Annotated in this window: 33 protein-coding genes and 1 tRNA gene; 10 read left to right on the forward strand and 24 right to left on the reverse strand. The window is 60.4% G+C overall.

Going from position 1 to position 20,554, the window contains the following annotated elements; genetic code table 11:
* Positions 1–87 precede the first annotated feature (87 nt).
* Positions 88–330 (reverse strand): hypothetical protein, encoded by a 243-nt coding sequence (locus FFI89_RS18505; RefSeq protein WP_138839003.1) that lies wholly within the window; start codon positions 328–330, stop codon positions 88–90.
* Positions 331–460: 130 nt separating this feature from the next.
* Positions 461–676: a hypothetical protein gene (locus FFI89_RS18510; RefSeq protein ID WP_138839005.1), complete on the reverse strand. Its 216-nt coding sequence runs from the start codon at positions 674–676 to the stop codon at positions 461–463.
* Between the two features lie 134 nt (positions 677–810).
* Between FFI89_RS18510 and FFI89_RS18515 the strand changes: the two genes are divergently transcribed.
* The 4 genes from FFI89_RS18515 (at position 811) to FFI89_RS18520 (ending at position 1,773) form a co-directional block, all read left to right on the forward strand.
* Positions 811–887 (forward strand) — tRNA-Pro (locus tag FFI89_RS18515).
* A 171-nt stretch (positions 888–1,058) separates the two neighbouring features.
* On the forward strand, positions 1,059–1,217 hold the full coding sequence (locus FFI89_RS34400) for a hypothetical protein (RefSeq protein ID WP_168212936.1): 159 nt from the start codon (positions 1,059–1,061) through the stop codon (positions 1,215–1,217).
* A 46-nt stretch (positions 1,218–1,263) separates the two neighbouring features.
* Positions 1,264–1,410, forward strand: a complete 147-nt coding sequence (locus tag FFI89_RS34405; RefSeq protein WP_168212937.1) for a hypothetical protein — start codon at positions 1,264–1,266, stop codon at positions 1,408–1,410.
* Positions 1,411–1,449: 39 nt separating this feature from the next.
* Complete coding sequence (locus FFI89_RS18520; protein ID WP_168212938.1) at positions 1,450–1,773, forward strand: nucleotidyltransferase domain-containing protein; 324 nt, start codon at positions 1,450–1,452, stop codon at positions 1,771–1,773.
* 103 nt (positions 1,774–1,876) lie between these two features.
* Here the strand turns inward: FFI89_RS18520 and FFI89_RS34410 are convergent, their stop codons facing one another.
* The 8 genes from FFI89_RS34410 to FFI89_RS34415 all read right to left on the reverse strand — a co-directional run bounded on the left by FFI89_RS34410 (position 1,877) and on the right by FFI89_RS34415 (position 7,618).
* A complete protein-coding gene (locus FFI89_RS34410; RefSeq protein ID WP_168212939.1) occupies positions 1,877–2,047 on the reverse strand; it encodes a hypothetical protein in 171 nt (56 codons plus the stop codon).
* A 25-nt stretch (positions 2,048–2,072) separates the two neighbouring features.
* A complete protein-coding gene (locus FFI89_RS18525) occupies positions 2,073–2,996 on the reverse strand; it encodes a primase-helicase zinc-binding domain-containing protein (protein WP_138839009.1) in 924 nt (307 codons plus the stop codon).
* Entirely contained in the window at positions 2,993–4,447 is a 1,455-nt protein-coding gene (locus FFI89_RS18530; RefSeq protein ID WP_138839011.1) for a DEAD/DEAH box helicase, read from the reverse strand. Before FFI89_RS18530 ends, FFI89_RS18525 begins: the two co-directional genes overlap by 4 nt.
* A 132-nt stretch (positions 4,448–4,579) precedes the next feature.
* On the reverse strand, positions 4,580–4,807 hold the full coding sequence (locus tag FFI89_RS18535) for a hypothetical protein (RefSeq protein WP_138839013.1): 228 nt from the start codon (positions 4,805–4,807) through the stop codon (positions 4,580–4,582).
* Between the two features lie 86 nt (positions 4,808–4,893).
* Positions 4,894–5,475: a hypothetical protein gene (locus tag FFI89_RS18540; protein ID WP_138839015.1), complete on the reverse strand. Its 582-nt coding sequence runs from the start codon at positions 5,473–5,475 to the stop codon at positions 4,894–4,896.
* 4 nt (positions 5,476–5,479) lie between these two features.
* Entirely contained in the window at positions 5,480–6,919 is a 1,440-nt protein-coding gene (locus FFI89_RS18545; protein ID WP_138839017.1) for an integrase family protein, read from the reverse strand.
* A 136-nt stretch (positions 6,920–7,055) separates the two neighbouring features.
* Positions 7,056–7,322, reverse strand: coding sequence for a hypothetical protein (locus tag FFI89_RS34910; protein ID WP_246669187.1), 267 nt, complete (start codon positions 7,320–7,322; stop codon positions 7,056–7,058).
* Between the two features lie 125 nt (positions 7,323–7,447).
* Complete coding sequence (locus FFI89_RS34415) at positions 7,448–7,618, reverse strand: hypothetical protein (protein WP_168212940.1); 171 nt, start codon at positions 7,616–7,618, stop codon at positions 7,448–7,450.
* A 233-nt stretch (positions 7,619–7,851) separates the two neighbouring features.
* Here FFI89_RS34415 and FFI89_RS18555 point away from each other — a divergent pair, with 233 nt between their 5' ends.
* Positions 7,852–8,850, forward strand: coding sequence for a helix-turn-helix domain-containing protein (locus FFI89_RS18555; protein WP_138839021.1), 999 nt, complete (start codon positions 7,852–7,854; stop codon positions 8,848–8,850).
* Positions 8,851–9,193: 343 nt separating this feature from the next.
* Here the strand turns inward: FFI89_RS18555 and FFI89_RS18560 are convergent, their stop codons facing one another.
* The 8 genes from FFI89_RS18560 to FFI89_RS18595 all read right to left on the reverse strand — a co-directional run bounded on the left by FFI89_RS18560 (position 9,194) and on the right by FFI89_RS18595 (position 15,493).
* A complete protein-coding gene (locus FFI89_RS18560; protein ID WP_246669188.1) occupies positions 9,194–10,840 on the reverse strand; it encodes an efflux transporter outer membrane subunit in 1,647 nt (548 codons plus the stop codon).
* Between the two features lie 60 nt (positions 10,841–10,900).
* Positions 10,901–12,082, reverse strand: coding sequence for an HlyD family secretion protein (locus tag FFI89_RS18565; protein ID WP_138839025.1), 1,182 nt, complete (start codon positions 12,080–12,082; stop codon positions 10,901–10,903).
* Positions 12,079–12,426 (reverse strand): DUF3302 domain-containing protein, encoded by a 348-nt coding sequence (locus FFI89_RS18570; protein WP_168212941.1) that lies wholly within the window; start codon positions 12,424–12,426, stop codon positions 12,079–12,081. The genes FFI89_RS18565 and FFI89_RS18570 overlap by 4 nt, the downstream gene beginning before the upstream one ends.
* Complete coding sequence (locus tag FFI89_RS35375) at positions 12,360–12,596, reverse strand: DUF1214 domain-containing protein (RefSeq protein WP_210249009.1); 237 nt, start codon at positions 12,594–12,596, stop codon at positions 12,360–12,362. The genes FFI89_RS18570 and FFI89_RS35375 overlap by 67 nt, the downstream gene beginning before the upstream one ends.
* A 271-nt stretch (positions 12,597–12,867) precedes the next feature.
* Positions 12,868–13,365 carry a DUF192 domain-containing protein gene (locus FFI89_RS18580; RefSeq protein WP_168212942.1) on the reverse strand — a complete coding sequence of 166 codons (498 nt, stop codon included), beginning with the start codon at positions 13,363–13,365 and terminating at the stop codon, positions 12,868–12,870.
* 149 nt (positions 13,366–13,514) lie between these two features.
* The gene (locus FFI89_RS18585; protein WP_138839030.1) at positions 13,515–14,180 is read right to left on the reverse strand and encodes a cold-shock protein; all 666 of its coding nucleotides are present in this window, start codon (positions 14,178–14,180) and stop codon (positions 13,515–13,517) included.
* A gap of 198 nt (positions 14,181–14,378) precedes the next feature.
* Positions 14,379–15,140, reverse strand: a complete 762-nt coding sequence (locus FFI89_RS18590) for a Sir2 family NAD-dependent protein deacetylase (RefSeq protein ID WP_138839032.1) — start codon at positions 15,138–15,140, stop codon at positions 14,379–14,381.
* A 116-nt stretch (positions 15,141–15,256) separates the two neighbouring features.
* A complete protein-coding gene (locus FFI89_RS18595) occupies positions 15,257–15,493 on the reverse strand; it encodes a hypothetical protein (RefSeq protein ID WP_138839034.1) in 237 nt (78 codons plus the stop codon).
* Between the two features lie 186 nt (positions 15,494–15,679).
* Between FFI89_RS18595 and FFI89_RS34420 the strand changes: the two genes are divergently transcribed.
* Positions 15,680–15,847, forward strand: a complete 168-nt coding sequence (locus FFI89_RS34420; RefSeq protein ID WP_168212943.1) for a hypothetical protein — start codon at positions 15,680–15,682, stop codon at positions 15,845–15,847.
* A gap of 51 nt (positions 15,848–15,898) precedes the next feature.
* On the opposite strand, the gene FFI89_RS18600 is transcribed toward FFI89_RS34420, so the two are convergent.
* The 3 genes from FFI89_RS18600 to FFI89_RS18610 all read right to left on the reverse strand — a co-directional run bounded on the left by FFI89_RS18600 (position 15,899) and on the right by FFI89_RS18610 (position 17,464).
* Positions 15,899–16,192 (reverse strand): hypothetical protein, encoded by a 294-nt coding sequence (locus tag FFI89_RS18600; protein WP_138839036.1) that lies wholly within the window; start codon positions 16,190–16,192, stop codon positions 15,899–15,901.
* A gap of 470 nt (positions 16,193–16,662) precedes the next feature.
* Entirely contained in the window at positions 16,663–16,848 is a 186-nt protein-coding gene (locus FFI89_RS18605) for a hypothetical protein (protein ID WP_138839038.1), read from the reverse strand.
* 268 nt (positions 16,849–17,116) lie between these two features.
* The gene (locus FFI89_RS18610; RefSeq protein ID WP_138839040.1) at positions 17,117–17,464 is read right to left on the reverse strand and encodes a GrlR family regulatory protein; all 348 of its coding nucleotides are present in this window, start codon (positions 17,462–17,464) and stop codon (positions 17,117–17,119) included.
* Positions 17,465–17,846: 382 nt separating this feature from the next.
* On the opposite strand from FFI89_RS18610, the gene FFI89_RS34425 reads away from it, so the two are divergent.
* Positions 17,847–17,993, forward strand: coding sequence for a hypothetical protein (locus FFI89_RS34425; RefSeq protein WP_168212944.1), 147 nt, complete (start codon positions 17,847–17,849; stop codon positions 17,991–17,993).
* A 143-nt stretch (positions 17,994–18,136) separates the two neighbouring features.
* On the opposite strand, the gene FFI89_RS18615 is transcribed toward FFI89_RS34425, so the two are convergent.
* The gene (locus FFI89_RS18615; protein WP_138839042.1) at positions 18,137–18,433 is read right to left on the reverse strand and encodes a putative quinol monooxygenase; all 297 of its coding nucleotides are present in this window, start codon (positions 18,431–18,433) and stop codon (positions 18,137–18,139) included.
* Positions 18,434–18,655: 222 nt separating this feature from the next.
* Positions 18,656–18,895: a hypothetical protein gene (locus tag FFI89_RS18620; protein ID WP_138839044.1), complete on the reverse strand. Its 240-nt coding sequence runs from the start codon at positions 18,893–18,895 to the stop codon at positions 18,656–18,658.
* Between the two features lie 86 nt (positions 18,896–18,981).
* On the opposite strand from FFI89_RS18620, the gene FFI89_RS18625 reads away from it, so the two are divergent.
* Positions 18,982–19,167 carry a DUF3072 domain-containing protein gene (locus FFI89_RS18625; protein WP_246669189.1) on the forward strand — a complete coding sequence of 62 codons (186 nt, stop codon included), beginning with the start codon at positions 18,982–18,984 and terminating at the stop codon, positions 19,165–19,167.
* An 84-nt stretch (positions 19,168–19,251) separates the two neighbouring features.
* Here FFI89_RS18625 and FFI89_RS18630 read toward each other — a convergent pair whose 3' ends face one another.
* Positions 19,252–19,596, reverse strand: a complete 345-nt coding sequence (locus FFI89_RS18630; RefSeq protein ID WP_138839046.1) for a DUF805 domain-containing protein — start codon at positions 19,594–19,596, stop codon at positions 19,252–19,254.
* 238 nt (positions 19,597–19,834) lie between these two features.
* Between FFI89_RS18630 and FFI89_RS18635 the strand changes: the two genes are divergently transcribed.
* Together FFI89_RS18635 and FFI89_RS18640 are read left to right on the forward strand one after the other, a co-directional pair.
* Positions 19,835–20,287 (forward strand): VOC family protein, encoded by a 453-nt coding sequence (locus FFI89_RS18635; RefSeq protein ID WP_138839048.1) that lies wholly within the window; start codon positions 19,835–19,837, stop codon positions 20,285–20,287.
* Between the two features lie 3 nt (positions 20,288–20,290).
* The gene (locus FFI89_RS18640; RefSeq protein WP_138839050.1) at positions 20,291–20,506 is read left to right on the forward strand and encodes a hypothetical protein; all 216 of its coding nucleotides are present in this window, start codon (positions 20,291–20,293) and stop codon (positions 20,504–20,506) included.
* Positions 20,507–20,554: the final 48 nt, after the last annotated feature.

Genomic DNA, 20,554 nt, shown 5'->3' on the forward strand with positions numbered 1-20,554 from the left:
TACAGGCTGCGCGCGGCGGGGCATTTTATATCCACTGAGAGCGGCAGCGCGTTAGGCTGGCGGCGCAACTGCGCGCGCCGCACAGGATCAGGGCTGTGACGCCCTTTCCGGCACCGAAGCCGAATTGACGTCCACTCCCAGCCGCTCCGGCACGCGTCGCAGCCACGCAAGCCGCCGCTTGCTCACACCTGCAAGATCGCCGCGCACCAGCCCGATCGAGCGGCCGAGCGCACCGAGGCTGAAGGTAACGAGCACCTCATGATGCCGCATGCCCTTGCCGCCCTTGACCAGTCCGAGATCGCGGATGATGCAGTACGTCCCGCTACTCATGCGGGCGAACTTCGCATCCCTGAAATGATTGCGCACGCGCGACAACATGCGTGCAGCATGCACCGCCCCGCGATTCCGTCAATCTTGACGGACGCCGAATCGATCAATCGGGTCGAGGCGGCCTACCGCGTCAGGCGACGAGCCTGATATGCGCGGGCCGGCGTCCGGGCTGAACCGACACGCGCTCCATCACCGCCCGGCGCTCATCGAGGCGCGTGTCGACGACCCGCTCGCTCTCCGCAAAACACTGAAGTATCTGAATCCGGATTTCCTCAGCGAGCGGGCCTTCGACCCGACGCATACGATTCCAGAGCCGCACGACTTCCCGCTGTTTCTCGACATCCATTGGCCATCTCCGTAAGAATGACCAAAAAGAACATATCAAGAACAAATATTCAAGCCCATTTGCATCAGCCTGAATTCCGTCGATGCCTTGCTGGTGGCGATTTATGCGTGTATCGACGCACTTCCCAACGGGATCGGGGTATAGCGCAGCCTGGTAGCGCGGCAGTTTTGGGTACTGCAGGTCGTTGGTTCGAATCCAGCTGCCCCGACCAACAACATAAATGACTTAGCTCACTTATCTGACGCCAAATCTTCCCAAAAAATCCAATTGGGAAGACTATGGGAAGCGACGCAATGTCGCAGCAAAGCGGTGAGTCAATTTGACTCAGGGACATGCAGCCCCGATCGGCCGGAGGATTCGCGCTCACCTGTTGGGGGGGGGCGTGACGCGTGAACTGTCCGAGCTCGAAAAGATCCTGCTGGACGCCTGCAAGGTCGCGCTGCGGCAGCTAGAGTATGATGGTGACGACAACACGGCGTTTCATGGTGCCGCTTGGGAGGCGCTGACGAAGGCGTTCGCCGCGGCGGAGCCGACACCTTGAGAGGGAATCAGCTATATTCTCGCGACGAAGACCGGAGGGATTCGAGATGAGCCCGACCTATTACGTCGTCCACCGTGCAAAATTCGAAGCCGACTTGGAAGCCGCCCGCGTGGCCGGTGACATGCCCGGCATGCAGGCCGCCCTCGCTGGCCTCACCAACCTCTGCAGAGCGATGTACGGCCAAGCCGCCTAGTCCGGTTTGCATCCCGATCTTCCCGCGCTAGCTGGCATCTTGGCGGACTGGATTGAGCCGGCGCCGAACCTCTCGTCAATCTACCTTTTCGGCAGCCGAGTGCGCGGCGATCACCGCCCCGATAGCGACGTCGATGTTAGGCTCCGCATAAATGAGTGGAAGAATCTCCAAGGCGCCGACATGGACTGGTGGGCGCGCGAGAACGAAACCGATTTTGTCGCGCTGAAACAGCGTTTGCCGGGACCGCTGGCACTGCATCGGGAAACATGGGACGCGGCCGACGCGGCCATCCTGGAGGGAAAGAGGTCGCCTGTTCTGGTGGTTCGGCGCGTGGTGTGCGTTTGGACACCGCCCAAGAAGTGAGGCGCGGGACCGTAGCCCCGCGCCCCTTGTCGTTACCGCCCTCGTCTCGAGTGAGCCGCCAGCCGCTGCCGGTTGCGCTTCCTCATCGATCGGCGCCGGCGCTTCATGTTCGCCTCGCGACGATCGTTCGGACAAGCCCCTTCAGGTCGCCGCAGATCAGCCAGTCGAGGCTGATGCGGTACTTTTCCGCGAAGCACAGCAAATCATAGTGCTTGAGCCGCCCTCTCACCTTTGAGACTTCCGATTCGGGTACGCCGCAGTCGGCCGCGATCATGTCGATCCGCCGTCTCATTTCGTCTTTAAAATTTGCCCGCGCCTTCTTTTGATCTTCCCTCATTGCAGCCCCCGCTGATCGAGCAGGGCCCGCATATAGCCGCTGATGAATTGACAGCCGCTCTCGTCGAGTTCGTCGAACTTAGCCTTAAACTCCCGATCGAGCATTGAGCCGCGCGGGCGCGGTAGCTGGCCTCGGCCGGCGGCTCGAACTTAGCGAGCTGTCCGTCGTTCAGCGCGGCCCAGGTTGGGACGCCGAACATCACCGCGGCCGCGAAGGCGGTCTCGATGCCTTCGGCGATCCCGAGTACGTCTGCTGGCGGCGTCAGGCGCACGGCACCGCCGGCGGGCACCGCGCCCGCGCAGAACATGCGCACCTTGTCGACCGCGGCCTTCTTGCCGTCGGCGGTGATGTAGGTCTTGTGGATGGTGGCGGGCTTCCCGGACGGGTCCGACACCATGGCGAGCATGGCGGGATGCCACGACACCGGCGGCCCGCTGTGGCGGGTGCTCGGAGCGGTGCGCAGCGCCTTCGGGAAGGCGTCGAGGCGGATGCCGCGCCCGGTTATCCACAGGTCGACGGGATCGCCCAGCAACACCGGCCCACCGGCCTGCCAGAGCCTATTTAGCGCCGCGCGCGTGGACGCCGCCGACGGCTGGGCCGGAATCGGATCGAGAGGCGCTTCGCCGATAATCCGCTCGATGCGTTCGGCGACTTCCCTAAATGGCCGTCCGGTAAACTTGATGGCGAGGTCGACGCCGGCGCCGCCGCGGCATTTGTTGCAGTACCAGGTGCCTTTGCCCTCGATATCGGTGAAGCGCCAGCGATCTTTTCCCCCGCACATTGGGCAAGGGCCATTTTTGCGGACGAGAAATTTAGAGTTGATGCCGATGGCCGGCAGGATCGATTTCCAGCGACCGCGCGCCCTTTCCTGCAGCGGGGCGGTCATCGTGCTACACCGCGCGCTTTGGCGAAGGCGATCTGCTTAGAGCGGATCCAGCCCAGGGTCTCCGGCGACGGCGCACGCGGTGCGAGGTAGTCAAGGCCGGACGGCCAGCGCCCAAACTTCTCCTTGAACTTGTACGCGGCCCAACCGGGTTTGTAATTGCGGCGGTTGGCGATGAACTTCAGCTCGCGGAAGAATTCGGCCTCCGCGGCGGCCGCCTTTTGTTGCGCCCTGAATTCGACGAGCTCGCCGTCCTTGTTGACGACGTCGCACTTCGGCTCCGGCTTGAACCCGCACGCCGGGCATTCCGGCATCTTCGGCGGCTTCAGGAACGTGCACTTCTGACACTTCTTCGGCAGGGCCTCTTTCGCCTTGGCTTCCTGCTTCTGGCGCTCGCGCCCGCTATCGAGCTTGTCATGGTGGATGTCGGTGACAAAGCCGAGCCGCAAGTGATTGTCGCTGTGATCCAGGATCAGGCAGTCATCCTTGCCGTCGGCGGTGCGAAGGCCGCGACCGATCATCTGCACGAACAGCATCTCGGATTTAGTCGGCCGGGCAAGGATGATGCAGCGAACATCCCAGTCGATCCCGGTGGTCAGGCATCCGACGTTGCAGACGATCTCGACTTCACCGGCATGAAACCGCTTCGCGATCGCGGTGCGCTCGATTGCCGGCGTATAGGCATCGATGTATTCGGCGGCGACCCCGGCGGCGATGAACTTCTGCTGCAGGTTCTTGGCGTGAACACGGTCGACGGCAAAACACAGCGTAGGACGGCCATGGCCGCGCTCCATCCACGTATCGACGACGTCGGCGACCAGTGCCGTCTTGTCCATCGCCTTCGACAAATCGCCTTCATGATAATCGCCAGCGATGGTGCGGACGCCGCTGAGGTCCGGCGACGCCGGCGCGAACACGCGGAACCGCGACAGATATCGTGCATCGATCAGGTCGGTGGTCGTCGAGCCGATGATCAGCTTGTCGAAATACTTGCCGAGCCCACGCGTCCAAGGCGTCGCCGAGAGGCCGATAAAGGGAACATCAGCCCACTCGGGCCGGTTCATCCAGTCGCCGTAAAAATCATACCAACGGTGCGCCTCGTCGATCATGACAAGGTCGGCTTGCGGGACGATGCGACGCTGCAGCGTCTGCACGCTGGCGACCTGGATGCGCCGCGCATAATTCGTGAGAATGTGATCCGCCTGGATCACGCCGACGTCGCGAACGCCCTCGGCATAAAACTTCTCGACGGTCTGATCGATGAGAGACAGAGCCGGGACCGTGAAGATCGCCCGCTTCATGTTGTCCATGATGTCGCCGACGATGGCGGCGCCGACGATGGTCTTGCCGCCGCCGGTCGGCAACTGCACCATGATCCGGCGCTCGCCGGCATCAATGGCCTGATTGACCTGCTCGATGATGCGGGTCTGGTGAGAACGAAGGGTCGCGCCCATGGGAATGCCTTTCGGCGGGCGGGCCTTGCGAACGGCAGCGGGAACGATTAGGACAGAATCGCTGATGTGGTGGTCGGCAAACTGCGTTCCCACGACTCGTGTGCGAAGACCTCGCGCGCGGGTCGTGTCATTTTAGGAGGCTGCAGCGAGCTCGCCGCGGGTCAGCTTGCGGAGGAGTCCGACGTTGACGCCCTTCTTTCCTGCGCTGAGCGGGAAGGTCGGAATGGGCGGGTTGCGGCGCCAGGTCCGCTCGGAAATCCCGGATACCAGGGCGCAAATCTTGATCGGGGTAGCGGCGCTATCTGGCAGGCGCTCGAATCGTTCCAGGATGGCAATTTCGTTTTCGGACAAACGGCGCATTGTGCGGCTCCAAAGGGTTTGGGTGACCGCAAAGTGACGCAATTGCCGGAAAAGGTCGGACGGTAAAGGCCGACAAAGGCCGGGAATTAATTACCGGCCTTGATGTGATCGAGTAGGAGGGTGACTTTTTCGCGGAGCCTCGCTTCCTTGATCGGCTCTTTCCGAGCTTCCAAAAATTCAGCCCCCCAACGCTCTACATCGGCCTTGAAGCGCCAGTCCGAACAGTCGTTGTCCTCATCCGGAAATCCTCGCTGCTCGATGCGTTGGCGAAGAGCTAATTCGAATACATCCCAATCGGCCTTCGGCCGCGCTCCGCGTTTGCGGCCATTTGGCGCCGCGGCGGACTTCGCTTGCGGAAAATTGCGATCGAGCCAGTCGAGCAGATCCTCCCTGCTGATCTGAAACGGGTTGGTCGAGGCTGTGCTATGAATGATCGGCTTGCCATCTGCCGTCACGCCGCCCTTATTCTGCGCGCCGGGTCGCATGTCCATGCCGACAACGCCGTCATCGGCCATCAGCAGGATCGGATCGGCGGGGTTCTGGAAGCGAACCTCACCCGAGGCGCGCGCGGCATTCGTCACAGCTTCAGATCGGCCAGGGCTCGCACCGAGCCGCACCCTGACAATCTCGACCGCTTCCGCAAAAGTGAGCCAATCGCTGTTTGCCATGACGTCACTCGGCCGCCTGCTTCAGCGGAATGACGTTGTCCCCCACCACGGTCATGAGGTGGTCAGCCCACAGCTTCAGCGCGTCGACCCTTTCACGCAGATACAAGGCTTTGTTGTAGACGCCGGCGACGCCGCGCTTGCCGCTTGCTTGGCTAGATACACGGTTGCAGATGGCTTCCACGACGTGCGGCAAGACGCCCAGGTGATCATTCATGATCGTGTCCATCGAGCGCCGCAAATCGTGATGTTTCCACCAGATGGCATCGAGTTGCTTGCGCAGGGCCTTCTTCTCGGCTCCTTTGGCCTTTGCGAGTTGATCTCTCAGAACTTCAACCTTCAAAAGGCGGGCGAGCAGTTTTTGATCGTTCTGCTGCTCGGCGATCTCGCGAAGCTCCTTGAACACTCGTTTGTCGAGCCGTTCCTTACATCGCGACCAGCCGGAAAATCCCCGCTGACCAATCCCGAATACGAATTCGCGGCGGCTGCCATCGCTATTTGCCCGCTGCGGCTGCTTCGCAAGAACGGCTCCCGCAGCCTCGGATAGGGGCACGATGTGCGGCCGTTTGTTCTTGGTACGCTCACCAGGGAGGTCGATCGCGTTGATCTCAAAAGTTGGCAACTCAATCGAGAGTTCGGGGATACGCTTTTTGGGCACAGCTATCTTACCCATCTCGTGCATCTGCAGGCTTGCCATCTCGTCAGCGCGCTGGCCTGTGAGCATCAATAGCTTGACGATCGATCCATAGTGATCGTCACCGGAATTCTTCCAAATCACTCGCAATTCACGGTCGTCGAGCACGCGCTCCCGGGAGAACTCCTCATATTTGTTTGTGTTGAGGACAGGATTGCTCTCGATACCATCGACGCCTTCCGACATGGCCCAGCTGAAAAAGTCAGAGAGGGTGGAGCGAACGCGGTTGGCCGCCACTGGACCGCTATTCTCCTTGATCGTCCCGACGAGGCTGGAAATGTCGCGGCGGCTGATTTTTGCGGCCTGCAGGCCATTGAGGGGCTTCGCATGTTTGAGGATGTGCCGTTCGGTTTCGGTGTAGGAGCCGGGTCGGGTGCTTTCCTTTTTCGCTGCAAGATACCTTCTGGCCAGCGCCTCGAAGGTGTCGCTGGCACGCTGGCGGTTTTCCGTCTTGTCGCCGGCGGGATCCTGACCGAGCTTCACCTTTGCATGGAGCTGGGCGGCCTGGTCACGGATGCCAAGCTTGACGATCTTGCCGCCGCCATCTTTGACGGTGCTGAAGCTCTCCAGGGTCGCGGCGCCGAGCGACAGCCGGCGCTGCTTCTCGCCGAGCGCGTATTGAAAGACCCAGCTCCGCGAGCCACCGGCGCGAATGCGCAGGCCAAAACCGGGAATATCATCGTCCCAGAAAAGCTGATCGGTCTTGCCCGCGGAAAGTTCCGCTCCTCGAATCCCTTTCGCCGTCAGCTTCATTGGCCGCCCCTTTTTCGAGCTGGGAAGATCATGGGAAGATACAGACTGGCCGGCGTTGTCATCGCGTGACCGCGTTGACTGCTGGTCTGCTAGGAATCTAAGTGATTTGCGGGGCTATGTGAATCCCGTTGGCCGCTCATGGCCGGGTTGTCCACTGCCGCGACCTGTTTTGGGTACTGCAGGTCGTTGGTTCGAATCCAGCTGCCCCGACCAAAACATCAATAAAATCAAAATCTGCTTTGATTTTATTGATGCTTAGTGCGGCAGTATTGACTGCATCTTTGGAAATGTACCATCGCTCACTTTGCGCTCGATGGTAGATCGGCTGGCCGGGATCCGCTTCAGGACGTCGTTGATCGAAATCGTTTCCCTCACGTCTGGCGCCTTCTCTCATCGTCTTCATGAAGATGCTCCTTGCTCGTCGTCACGGATCCGAGCGGCTGAGTGCGTCCTCGCCTCGTTTCCGTAATTCGGATTGATCCGCCAGTTGACACCGCAATCGCCGGCCTCCTACCGGCACCGACACGGTCAATTCACTTTACGAAGAACCATCCTTTTCATGTCCGCAAGGACTCGGTAGTCCTGCGCCAGCTGCAAGAGGTACTCCCTCTCCGGCCCGTGCGGTAAACCAGCAGCATCTTCACGCAGTGCTTTCGCTAATTCGTCGCACTCGTCCACGGTCAAATGCTGCTCTTGCATCTCGTCCCCCAGGCAATCGATTTGGTCAATTCCCAACCAATTACTGGCCCGAGGCGTTCCCGGATGGCTTGTTGTCCCGCAGGGACAGTCTGTCACACTTATGTCATCTGAAGCTAGCAGACTGTGCCAAATTTTCATTGCTGCCGTTTTTGCATAGTCCTTGCCGATTTTGTTCCCGAGGATAGGCGCACCATTTTCACCCGTGGCACGCGAGCCAAACAGGGGATTGGAAAATGCCGTGGGGTAGAGTTTTCAGATTTAGCGATCCGTTGGCGTGCCGGGCGGCTATTTGGTCTGCCGATTGCGAGCTATTTCCCACCGCGAAAGGACGTTTTCGTGCCGAGCTTACACAAATCGGCATGAACAGCCTTTGGATGCACCGAATTCGGGTATCCTTGCCACAGGTCAATACTGTCGCGGTCAAGCCCGGTCGTAGAGCGATTGGCTTCCTTATCGAACCTAATTCGTCGCCACTCCTGCACTGTGGCCTGGAAGTCTTGCCTGGCGACATCGTCGTGAACGGGTTCGACGTTACACATCAACGATCTGACGCCAACTTTTGTTATGGCACGATGTCTCTCCCGATTGACGATCTGGATGCTGCTGCTGATGCAATAATCGGTCGCGAGCTTCCGAAACCGCCGTACAAGCGAATTATTCGCCCGAATTCCGCACTGATGCGCCGGCTGCTAAAACTGCACAAGAGCGTCGGTCAGCTTGCCCACGACAGCCCGGATATTCTGAAGTTGCCGCCGGTGCTTCGGGCGTTAGAAAATGAACTCATTCATATCATGGTGAAGTGCCTTGTCGATGGCGCCGCCGAGCCGGCCGCCGGCAGCCGTCGTCACGACACCATCGTCGCGCGGTTTGAGGAATTCTTGGAGGCAAATCCTGACCGGCCGCTTTATCTCGCCGAGATTTGCGCCGCGATCGGCGTCGCGGAGCGAACGCTTCGCGCCTGCTGCGAGGAGCATCTTGGCATGGGGCCGATCCGTTATCTCACATTGCGCCGAATGAACTTGGTGCGGCGGGCGCTGCTCCGTGCCGATCCGTCCAAGGTAACTGTCACGCGGATCGTTACCGACCACGGCTTTTGGGAGCTCGGACGTTTTTCGATCGCCTACCGCGCGCTGTTCGGGGAGTCGCCTTCGGAAACTTTGCGGCGCCCCACGGAGCAGACCGCGGGCCACCTCAATCGTCCGCTATCCCTTGCAGCGACAACACTTTCGTGAACTCGACTCAAGGTGACCCGACGCATCATTCGGTCAGATCTTCGACGCGGTCAGCGCCTGGAGCGGACGGAGAGGTCGGGCGCTAGCGTTGCCGCTGACGGCAGCAAAAAGCACGCCGGTCATCCTGGTCCTAAACCAGTACTGCGGTCTGAGCGGCTGCTAAAGTACCAGAGGCGAGATCGGCATTGCGCGGTTGAGTCTTCCAAAACTCAAGGACAGAGGCACTGCTAATACGGAGGCACTGCTAATAGTGTGCAGATGACCGCAAACGACGGCTTGGTACATTTCATGACTCAATTCCCGTTTGGTCGAAGACGACGGACAAGTTTTTGACCCACGACAATTACCACTCCGGAGGCCGAATCGTCGGCCCGATGTCCCCAGGACCTGGCAGGCCCGGATTCGACGGTTGCGGTTCGTTCGCAGGCGGAAGCAGGTTGCCCCAGTCCGTTCGCGCACGCATCTGGTCAACTGTTGCCGGGCTGACGAAGTTGCCCCCCTCACGTATCTGCCATCCGCCCCCGAGCGCCCGAAACACCGCAGTGAGGCCGAGCGGAACGTTGGCCGAGGCGCCGGCCAGGCTGTTCTGCGCCTGAAAGAGATTCTGTTCCGCGGTCAATACGGTGGTAAATGACGTCGCGCCCTGCTCATACTGCTCCAATCCGATCCTGAGGGCGCCGTTTGCCGCTTCAACGCTGCGACGCAGGTATGCTGCCTGGTTCCGCGATTGCAAATACGTCGCAAGACCGTTGTCCACTTCCTGCTGGGCACTCAAAACGGTGTTCTGATAGTTGATCAGCAATTGCTGGAGCTTGGCATCCTGCAAACGAATGTTGTTGGTGATCTGCCCGTAGTTCAGGATATTCCATTGAAACGACGGACCCGCAGCATACGCCACGCCCTTCCAACTGACGACTTGACCAAGGTTATGCCCGTTGGCGGTACTGGCCGAGCCGCCGAACGTGCCTGTAATGCTGATTGCCGGAAGAAGTTGCGTCGTGGCGATTCCAATCTGCGCACTCTGCGCCAACGCAGCGAGTTCGGCGGCGCGAACGTCTGGCCTCCGTCGCAACAGATCGGCAGGTATGCCGACGACGACGGAGGCGGGCGGCAACGGTATCTTGCCGGCCGATCGTGAAAGCATCATGCCGAGCGACTGCGGCGGAACGCCGAGCAGGACGCAGAGCGCGTTTTCCCCCTGCTGCAATTGTATCGTCAATTGGGGTATTGCCGCACGAGTCTGTTCGAGGACGTTTGTCGCCTGGAAGACATCAAGCTCCGAAGTCCCGCCGCCGGTGAACTTCGCCTTCGCGATGCTGAGCGCCTGCTCCTGCTTGCGGACATTAGCCCGTGCAATTCCGATCAACTGCTCTGTTGTGCGGATACCGATATAAGTTGCGGTAACATCGGCCAGAAGCGACACCAGAACGCCGTCATAAGTCGCAATCGACGCCAAGTACACGCCATCGGCGGATTCAACTCCGCGGCGAAACTTGCCCCAGAAGTCCAGCTCCCAGGCTGCCTGCGCAGCAAGAGCATCGGTCCAGAAATATGAAGGCGTCGCGTTTGGCCCTGCCAGCGGCGTCGCCGCGCTGGTCCGATTGTAAATTACCGACCCCACCCCTTGCTGCACCTGCGGATAGGTTATGCCGATGGCTATTCCGAGCACCGCACGTGCTTGCAGCACCCGCGTCCCTGCGCTCTCCAGCGTCAGGTTTTGGTTGTACGCAATCTGGATCAGCTTGTTGAGGGTCGGATCACGAAAGCCTTCCCACCAGTGTTCGTACTCAAGTGGGCCGGATTTGACCGAGCGATTGCCTGCGCCACGAAATTTTTCGGCAAGCGGAGCGACAGGCGCCGTAAAATCTGGTCCAATCGTACATGCCACGGTTGGCAGGAGAATCGCAGCCACAAGCAACCAATGAATCGACAAGCCAAGAACGGCGCCGATATTGCGCCGCCCAAACGATGCCGGATACTGCGCCTCCAAGACTTTCTCCCCCACGCGCGGACCTAACTTGTGTATACCCATTCATTGTCAGGTTGCAGGTTACGATGGCGGCTTTTCCACAGAGGGCATTACGTACAACAGCCACTTCTTCATCCGGATCGTGACCTTCGAAATGACGTGCGTGGCCTTGCCCTTCTGCGTGTAGATCGCCGCCGATCCACCTGACCCGAGAGACAGCTTGCGGGCTACGGCAGCGTCGCTGAAATTGATCCGCACTGCAAAAAGCCCGTCAGATCCGATCCGGGCCGCGTTCGGGATTGTGCCGCTCGTTGTGAATTGACCTCCCCCCGATGCCGGGATCACGTAGTCAACTTTTCCCAGGAACAGGCGGCCCGGGTACGGATTGAGCACCATTTCCACATCATCGCCCGGCTCGACATTCGAGAGCCAGTTCTGCGGAAACACGGCGGCGACGGCGGTATCGGACACGTTGACGAATGTTCCAGCCGCGGCAAGCGGCATCGGCACAAGCATGGTGCCGATCTGCACCTGCCAATTCGTAACGTATCCATCACCTGGCGCAGTCATCTTGCACTGCGCCAGGTTGAACCGCGCATCATCCAGTTGTGCTTCAACGGCCGGAACGTTGCTTTGGGCCGTTCGCACAGCAGCTTCGGCCTGTTGCGCAGAAGCCTGTGCTTGTGCCAGCCCGGCTTCGGCCTGTTGAACGGCGGCGTCCGCCTGTTCGCGTTCCTGCGTCGCTTTGGCCACGTTGAGCACGCTGATAGCGGCTTTGTCCTGACGTTGAATGTTGAGGGCGATTTGCTCCTGGGTCTTCGCTAACTGGTCGGCCGCGTTGACTTTGACGAGATTGGCCTGCGCGTTCGGGATAGCGGCGTTTGCCGTTGTCAGCGCGGCTTCGGCTTGTTTGACGTTGGCCTTCGACGCAGCCAATTGCGCCTCGACCTGATTTACCGTGTACTGGTACGGCGCCGGATCAATCTCCAGTAGCAGGTCACCTTTCTTCACGCGCCGATTCGCCTCGGCGTGGATCGTCTTGACCTGCCCTTTGACGTAAGGGACGAGCTGTACGACGTATTGGCTGGTCACCATCTTGTCGGTAATCGGAGCCGACTGTGTCCAGACCACCACGACGCCGCCGATCATGAATACGCCTGCGACGATCATGGCCGCGATTATATTGGCCGTGGGCTTGATGCGCAGGACCTTGAACAGCACGAGAACAATCGCAACGTAGACGATGATCAGGATTGCGATCACGGGCGCATCTCCTTGTCCCCTGAGAGCTGACGCAACGCCGTCACGCTGTCACCCGTGTCGGGTTCGACGCCATGCGGCTGAAGATCGTTCATTGCTGATCTCACTCCGAACGGCTTTGTGAAGGCCCATATGAACGCCACCGGCCATAGCAACCCACCGGTCGCGATGCCGATCCAGCTCATGGCATTGATCGCGGCGGCCTGCGGATGATTCCATTTGTGCGCGAGCTGACCTGGAAGTTTGCCCAGATTGACGACGATGATGACGCCAACAAAGATCAAAACAGCGAACACGACAAACGCGAACGCATCCAACGCACCGAATGAAGAATCCACTGCTGGCACTCCGTGTAAGGCTGCGCCGTCGTATTCCGCGCAGGTGATAGATGATCCAGGCCACTATCGGCGTTGTACTTCAGCGTCTTGTTGTTCGGGCCGAGCGCGCAGCGCTTCAACTTGTTTGGAGCAAAGAAGAGTTCTGGCTCGTACGTCGTCAACGACCAGAGGCCCTTCACGGCGGGAGTTGCCCTTTCTCAACCGTGACCGCATACGACGACTCGCCGACAAGCTGCTTCAGCTGGGAATCGTAGTCGGTGTGCTGCGGGTGATTTTGATGCAAAACCTCGCCTCGCACTATGCAAAAACGGCAAGCTCATCGAATGGCCGAGTCGGGTCGGTCGAACTCGGACCTCGCACCGTCACCGAGCGAGGTCCGCTGCGTCCTCAACAGCAGACATCGTCAGACCGCCGGCGATGTCGGTTAGCGCGATAGATGCAATGGCTTCGTCAGTGCTTGGCAAACAGCGGGTGCGCCACCCGGTCGCCGGGCTGGATGCCGTATTTCTGCGCTGTACCCGCGATCACCTCCAGCACGCCCTTGGCGAGCCCGCCCGAGGAGATGATTTTGGTCGAAAGCGGCTCGGTATTCTCGGCGATCCGCAGAATCCGGCCATCGGCGCGGATGAAGATCATGTCCAGCGAGATGTAGGTGTTCTTCATCCACATCGAGACCTGCTGCTCCGGCGAGAAGTCGAACAGCATGCCTTTACCGTCGGCCAGTTCCTTGCGGTACATCAGCCCGGTGGTCTTCTCTTCCTCGGTTGTCGCCATCTCGACCGAAAACACCTGCACGCCCGACTTGGTGACGATCTCGAGCGGCTGAATGCTGGCCGCTTGCGCCGCGGGACTTGCGCCAAGCGTAACGAGCACACCGATCGCAGCGACCAGCGAAGTCAGCAACCGGCCACACCCAGACCCGCGCCCAACAATTGAAGCGAAATTCATGAAAGCACTCACGCCGAGACATCTCAGGGGATTATCCCGCAAATCCTAACCTGATGATCGCGGCAAATACCAGAGGCAGCGGCCAGCGCGCACGCCTTCCGCCTCACATTTCCGTCAGGCGATGTGGCTGAGATGGGTGCGCTGACGGATCAGTGCGAGGACAGCGCCGACGACCCGGACTCGGGATGGATCTCGGCCGCCATCATACCCTTCGACCCCGGCCCGAACCGCACCAGCACATACTGGCCCGGACGTAGCTCGGTCATGCCGAAGCGGCGCAGCGTTTCCATATGCACGAAGATGTCGGGCGTGCCCTCGCCGCAGGTCAGGAAGCCAAACCCCCGCAGCCGGTTGAACCACTTGACCTGCGCCCGCTCGAGACCGCTGGTCGGGGTGACGCTGACATGGGTCCGCGGCGGCAGCATCTGCGCCGGGTGGATCGCGGTGGATTCATCCATCGAAACGATCCGGAACGCCTGGTAGCCCTTCTGGCGCTGCACGCATTCGACCACCAGCCGCGCACCTTCATAGGCGGTCTGATAACCGTCGCGCCGGAGCACGGTGACATGCAGAAGCACATCGGGCCAGCCGTTGTCGGGCACGATGAAGCCGTAGCCCTTCGAGGCGTCGAACCATTTGATGACGCCCGAGATTTCGACGAGATTGGCCGCGGCATCGCCGAGCCCAGTCAACGCGTCTATCGCCGCATCGCGCTCCGCGCCGGCAGAGTATTCAACTGGTCCAAGCCTGTTTTGCCCTGTCCCGCCTGACGGCGGCCCCCCGAGCTTCTTGGACTCAAATCCGTCCGACCCCATGACCCCGGACCCCACACATCGATTAAAGTCCGTTACCGCCGTAACGGACCTGAACACGCGCCCATCCATGACCACTCATGACAACGCCGCGCGAATCTCTTGACTCAAAAGATAACACTCCCGCCTGCGGCGCATAGCTAAAAAACAAATTCGCCGGGAACTATGAACAGGCTTGCACAGACACGAATCAATTTCAGATCAATTGCCTACGAACGGTCCGAGCGTCTCGCCGATGTCGTGGCGGATCACTAGGTCGGCAACATCGTCCTGTTCGGTCGGCTCGTTGTTGATGATGACGAGCTTCGCGCCGCAGTTCTTGGCCATCATCGGAAAGCCCGCGGCCGGCCATACCACCAGCGACGATCCGATCGCCAGGAACAGGTCGCAGTGCTGCGCGAGTTCCGTGGCGCGGCGCATCTGATCTTCCGGCATCGCCTGACCGAACGAGATCGTCGCGGTCTTCACCGGGTCGTCGCAGACCGTGCAATCCGGCGCACTGCCGGTTTCCTCGAAACGCGCTTTAACCCAAGGAAGATCAAAGGCCTGCCCGCAACCGATGCAGCGGGCATAGGTGGTGTTGCCATGCAGTTCCACGACGTCGTCGGCCTTGAAGCCCGACATCTGATGCAGATTGTCGATGTTCTGGGTGATGATCGCCGGGATCTTGCCGGCCTTGTAGAGCGACGCCAGCGCGCGGTGACCGCGCCCGGGCCGCGCCGCCGCAAAGGTCGGCTCCATCGCAAAGCGCCGTCGCCACGACTCGTCACGCGCATCCGGGCTTGAAACGAATTCATCGAACGCGATCGGGCGGTTACGGGTCCACAACCCGCCCGGCGAGCGGAAATCGGGGATACCGCATTCGGTCGAGATGCCGGCGCCGGTGAACGGGACGATCGATGACGCTTCGGCAATCATGTTGCCGAGCGCTTCGACGCCGCTGCGTAGATCCGGAGCGATCACTGAGACACCCGAACTTGTTGAGTGGGCCGAGTATAGCATGACCGTAGCACGCCCGTTCGGATCGGATGCAACGGCCCGTCGGCGCCGAATGTCGGCGTCTTATCAAGCCGATCCGGTCACGCCGCCTTCGCGACGGGCTCCTTCGGTTCGCGCGCTTCTTCTGTCTTCTTGACCTTGGCGACGGGGGCGCCTTCCGCCTTCTTCACCGGCTTGCCGTACTGGGCAAGCTTTTCCAGCTCCGCCTCAAGCTCGGCGCGGCGCGCGGCGACCTTCTCGAAGAGCTTGTCGGTGGCGTGCTCGCGCAAGCCAGCGAGTTCTTCAATGCTCAGCGAGTCCAGATCGATCTTGGCCATTGGAACCTCCCGTTTGCTGTTGGCTATCGGGAAGGCATGCCTGTCACAAGAATGCGGCCGGCCTTATCCACCGGCTTCATTGTGCAAAGGCGCGCGATCACAATCCTGCAACGCGGTTTCCCAATTCGCGCCCCATTCGCGACCGCCAATGAGGACGGGACGCGAATCAACAAAAACGGGATGGCGATGACGGAACAGGAAGAACGGCTCGCGCGCGAGCGGGCGGAAATTGCGGCACGCGTGGCAAGCTTCAAGGAAACCCAGCAGAAATTCGAGCGGGAGCGCCAGGAATATTACGCGACCACCCTTGGCAAAGCGTGGAGCGGATTCAACCGTCCCTCGTTCTGGACCTGAGCGGCGCGCGCCACGGCAAAAAGCCCGGAGCACTGCTCCGGGCTTTTCCGATTACCAGTGGCGATAGTAGCGATGCCGGTAATACGGCCCGCCATAGTAGGCGTAGGGCCCCGGTCCGTAATAGGCCGGGCCATAATAGGCCGGTCCGTAATAGCGGGGACCGTAGTAGCCGTAGCCGGGTCCATAATAATACTGGCCGTAAGCGCCGGCGACGCCCGCCGCAATGGCGCCGGCAGCCAGACCGAACGCCAGGCCGGGACCGATGCCGCGCGCCTGTGCCGGCGCAGTGATGGTCGTGGCACCAACGGTGGCGACCGTCGCCACGATGGCAAGTGCCTTTTTCATATGCACCTCCTTGCATTGTTCCGACGCGATAACGCCGGTGCTTTGCGATGGTTGCACGCCCCCAAAAGATGCAGGGAACCGGCAGCGGATGGTGGGCAAAAAAATCTCGAGAAATCTTGAAACGGCTGGAACGTAAACGCGACTTCGGCGTTTTCCTCGCAAGTGCGGCAACCTTGCGAGAGGTGAAAGCATGAAAGACCCCGTCGGCATCTTCGGATTCCGGCGGGGTTTTTCATTTCACGTTTTTCATTTCACGACGTTGGCGGAGACGTGGCCAAGCGAACTACCGCTGCGGCAGCGCGGAACGAATGACGACCTTCGGGATTCTCTCCTCCAGGAGGTAGCCCATGCCGCCATGGATGGAAGTTTTGCTGAATGTGATCGCCTTTGCCGGATTCATCGGCGTCGCGAAATATCACAAACCTTCAGACGAAAATGCGCCGAAGCGCTAAGCGCAGCGCGGACCGGCGCTAGTTCGCTTTGTGCGGCTCACCGGCGGTGCGTACCAGCCGGTCGGCCTTGACCAACACGTGCCCGCTTTCCGGTTGCGGCCGGAGCGAGAAGCTGATGACGACGAAGGTCAGGCAAAACAGCACGCCGACCACCATCACGCGTCGGTGGGTCGGTTGATCGGCATTGTGGAACGAAGGGACCATGGCTGTTTTCCTCAAGCCCATCCCTACGCCAATCGCAGACACGCACAACGCGAATTGGGTTTTAACCTAACTGAATAGGGTTATTCGGGCTGCCGAAAGGAAGCGTTGACCTAACCGATCCAGGCTTTCGGCTATCGCCGCCGCGCTTGGGTTATCCGCAGCAAATCCACAGGGCGGACACAGCATAGGTATCGCGAATTCCTGCGTCGCCGCCTGCCCTTGCTGCGCAGCAATCCACAGCATTCACAGACACCTCCGCCGCTGCTTCTCAGGCATCGGCAAGGCGCTTCAAGGTTGCGCGGAAACTGAGGCTGCGACGCCCGACCAGAACCGTGCCGAACACCTCCGCCGCACCTTCGGTGAAGGTCCCCGAAAAACCGCTGGCGACCGCCTCGCCGGCGAACAGCGGACGAACGAAGGGGTCGGCAAAACCCGTGTGCTGATCGGTGCTCAACTGACCCTTCCAGGTGCCGTTGCCGACCGTGTAGGAGCCGGTCGACCAGAAGTGCGGCCCTCCGCCGAGCAGCACGCCGTCACGCAGGATCAGGACGCCGCTGTCGCGCCCCTTCACCCCGTCGAGCATATGCATGTGGATCGAATAGAGCCCGTTCTTCATTGCGCACGCTTCCTCGGCCGCAGCCGAGTTTAGCGCAAGGCAACAGGCCAGATCGATGAAAATGCTGATGTCCCGCGTGAAGCGATTTGCCGCAACCTCGGCTGAGACGGCCCTCCAGACTCCCTTTGTTCTCTTGGAACGAACAGGGGACGCGTTTTCTGGCCCCTCTGCCCGCTTAACAGACCGTTACGCTTGTACGCTTCCTGCGGCTCCGTCGTGATGGCAACGGCGGCGTTGACCGAAAGCCACCCTGTTGCCTTCGAACGCGCCGGGGCGCCGGAGATTCAAAGGCCCGATACGACCTGAACACGAATTCGAGACCGGCACGGTCCGTTCGAACCTTTTGGAGGAATCCGGTACTTATTCTGTGAAAGGTGCTGCCATGACCCAAGCGGATCACTACCGAGACCAGTCCAACCGAGCCAAGCGCCTGGCGAAAGCCGTCAAGGATCCTGAAGCTTCCCAGAAGCTGATCGAGATGGCCGAGGAATTCCGCCTCTACGCCGAGCGCCTGGAACAGACGCACTGACGCCGCGCACGGACAACTTGGACAAACAGCTTGTACTGGCGCCCCTTCCCGGCGTCGCCGGCTTCGCAACGGGGGTTTAAGCTTCCGTTCACCACGTGTCGTTGAAACCCGCCCGCCGGACAGCGATAGCGCTGCGGGACCGGTTATCTTGCAATCTCTTCGGTGCGATAGATCTTCGTCCCCGACGTTTCGACGATCCGGCCCTTGAGGGATTTCACGAACGCCTTCGATCCCTCGACCGCGAAATGGCTGCGCAACGCGGCCTCATCGGCCCATTGCTCGTAGAAGAACAATCGCATCGGGTTCTGGCAGTCGACATGCACGTCATGCGAGATGCAGCCGGGCTCCTTGCACGAGCGCTCGACGTGCTCGATGCAGGAACGAAGCACCTCGTCGAAAGAATCCTCGCGCGCCACAATACTTCCGGTAACCAGAATCATGTCGATGCCCCCTGCTCGCGCGCCGGCCACCGCGCACGACGGCACAGACTATCAAAAACAGACCATCAAAACGCGCGACGACTGTTAGTGCGTTAGGCGTGGCACGACTATTGATACCGCGAGCTGCGCGCCAAAGCAGCTCACGACGGATAATTTCATCCGTGTTCGGGATCACGCTGCCGAAGCGATGCTGCGGCGCGCGTCCGTTCGGTTGGGCAATGTTTAGCGCCGCGCGAAGCGAGGTTTTCGGGGATCCGGCAGGCCGATCGGTGTCAGGTCTCCCAGCGTCCTCCGTTCCCTCACCAAGTCAGCCAGTTCGGTCCGCATGGCCATCAACCTGGTGGAGCTGCCGGTGCAATCCAGATCGTGGGCGACTTCCTTGCGCATGGCGCCTTCGGTCTCCCGCATTTCCAATCTCAAGGCGCTGATTTTCTTACGGATTTTATTAACTCTGTTGTCCATGGCGAGACCCCTTGCGGTTGCCCACCATAGAGAACAAATATAGAACATAATTGCAAGTGGCCATTTGGACCCCAACGGAGATTCCGATGACGTACGACCGCTATCCCGATCGCCTGCAGGGCCCGATGAGCCGCGGCCAGGCCTCTACCCTTCGGTCCCTTTCGATCGAGGCTTATCAGCCCAAGCAGTTTTCGGAGGATCTGACGGCCGAGGAAGCCGCCAGACGGATCGACGCCCTCCGGCAGGAAATCGAACTGGCAAACTCGTTCTGACGGCCCTGCTTTGGAGCCGTTACCACGCGCCCATCCCCCGGTTGGGCGCCGGAGTTGTCCATTGGCTAAGCGCTCGCCCCCGCTTCAGAGCGGATCAGCGCCGAACCGATTGGGACCGGCGGTACCGCGCTGGCAAGCCCAGTAGATTAGCACGAGCGTACCGATGATCGTGAACGCGAGCAGCACCCACCAGAACGTCCGGTCGATATCGTGGAGGCGGCGAGCGCTGACGGCGAGGCCCGGTAGAAACAGTCCCAGTCCAACAACAGTACCAACAATCCCAAAGCCGAGCGTCGTATCAATGACATTCGCGACAACGGTCGCGATAATGACAAAGAGCGTCCAGTACCAATATTCGGACCGGCTCGCGCGGCCGCCAAATTGAACGTACTTGCTAAAGCACGAAGAAATCGCCTCTGCAAAATTCATGTAATGCTCCCCCGTGTCCGACGTGAGATTCCAATCGCCGGATTAGGTCACAATACCCCGTGTTATTCCAGCTTGGCGTTGGCAGCTCCGGACTCCCGAAGTGTTGAATCGCTGAGCAACCCACGGGGCCAAGACGGCACGCAAACCCCTGCCCCCTCGCGCAATTTGCTGCTATTCATCGCCCCCGTCACGCCGAAATGGCCAACAACCTTGTAACGTTCCCAGGGAGCCAAGAAACATGCGTTATCTCCACACCATGCTGCGCGTCCGCAATCTCGATGTCGCGATGAAGTTCTACCGCGACGCGCTGGGGCTGAAGGAAGTGCGCCGGGTCGACAACGACAAGGGCCGCTTCACTTTGGTGTTTCTGTGCGCCGCCGAGGACGAGGGCCTGTTCAAGGCCGCTCCGCAGAACCGCGGCGCGCCGCTGGTTGAACTCACCTACAACTGGGACGAGGAGAAATACGGCGAGGACCGCCATTTCGGTCACCTCGCCTATGAGGTCGACGACATCTATGCAACCTGCGACCGACTGATGAAGGCCGGCGTCACCATCAACCGGCCGCCGCGCGACGGCAACATGGCATTCGTCCGCTCGCCGGATCTTCATTCCATCGAGCTGTTGCAGAAGGGCGAGCCGAAGCCGCCGGCCGAGCCGTGGGCGTCGATGCCGAACACCGGTCACTGGTAGACCTTGTACAAATTCTTCGTGCACGTCCGCCATCCGGACTACCGGCTGGTGATCAAGGCAGACGCGCCATTTCCTCCCGCCACCGATGAAAGCGAATGGCCGCTGACACGCAGCCGCCATTCCGACGACGTTACTGCGGAAGTGCGCGACGCCGTCGATCGCGACGGCTATTCGCTGTTTCGGATCGGATTGTCGCTCGCGGAAATTCCGAAGCCGTAAAACGCGCGAGCCACGCAGGGATTCCGGTTTCCGCGCAGGAACTGGTTA

Source organism: Bradyrhizobium sp. KBS0727 (assembly GCF_005937885.2).
Lineage (GTDB): Bacteria > Pseudomonadota > Alphaproteobacteria > Rhizobiales > Xanthobacteraceae > Bradyrhizobium.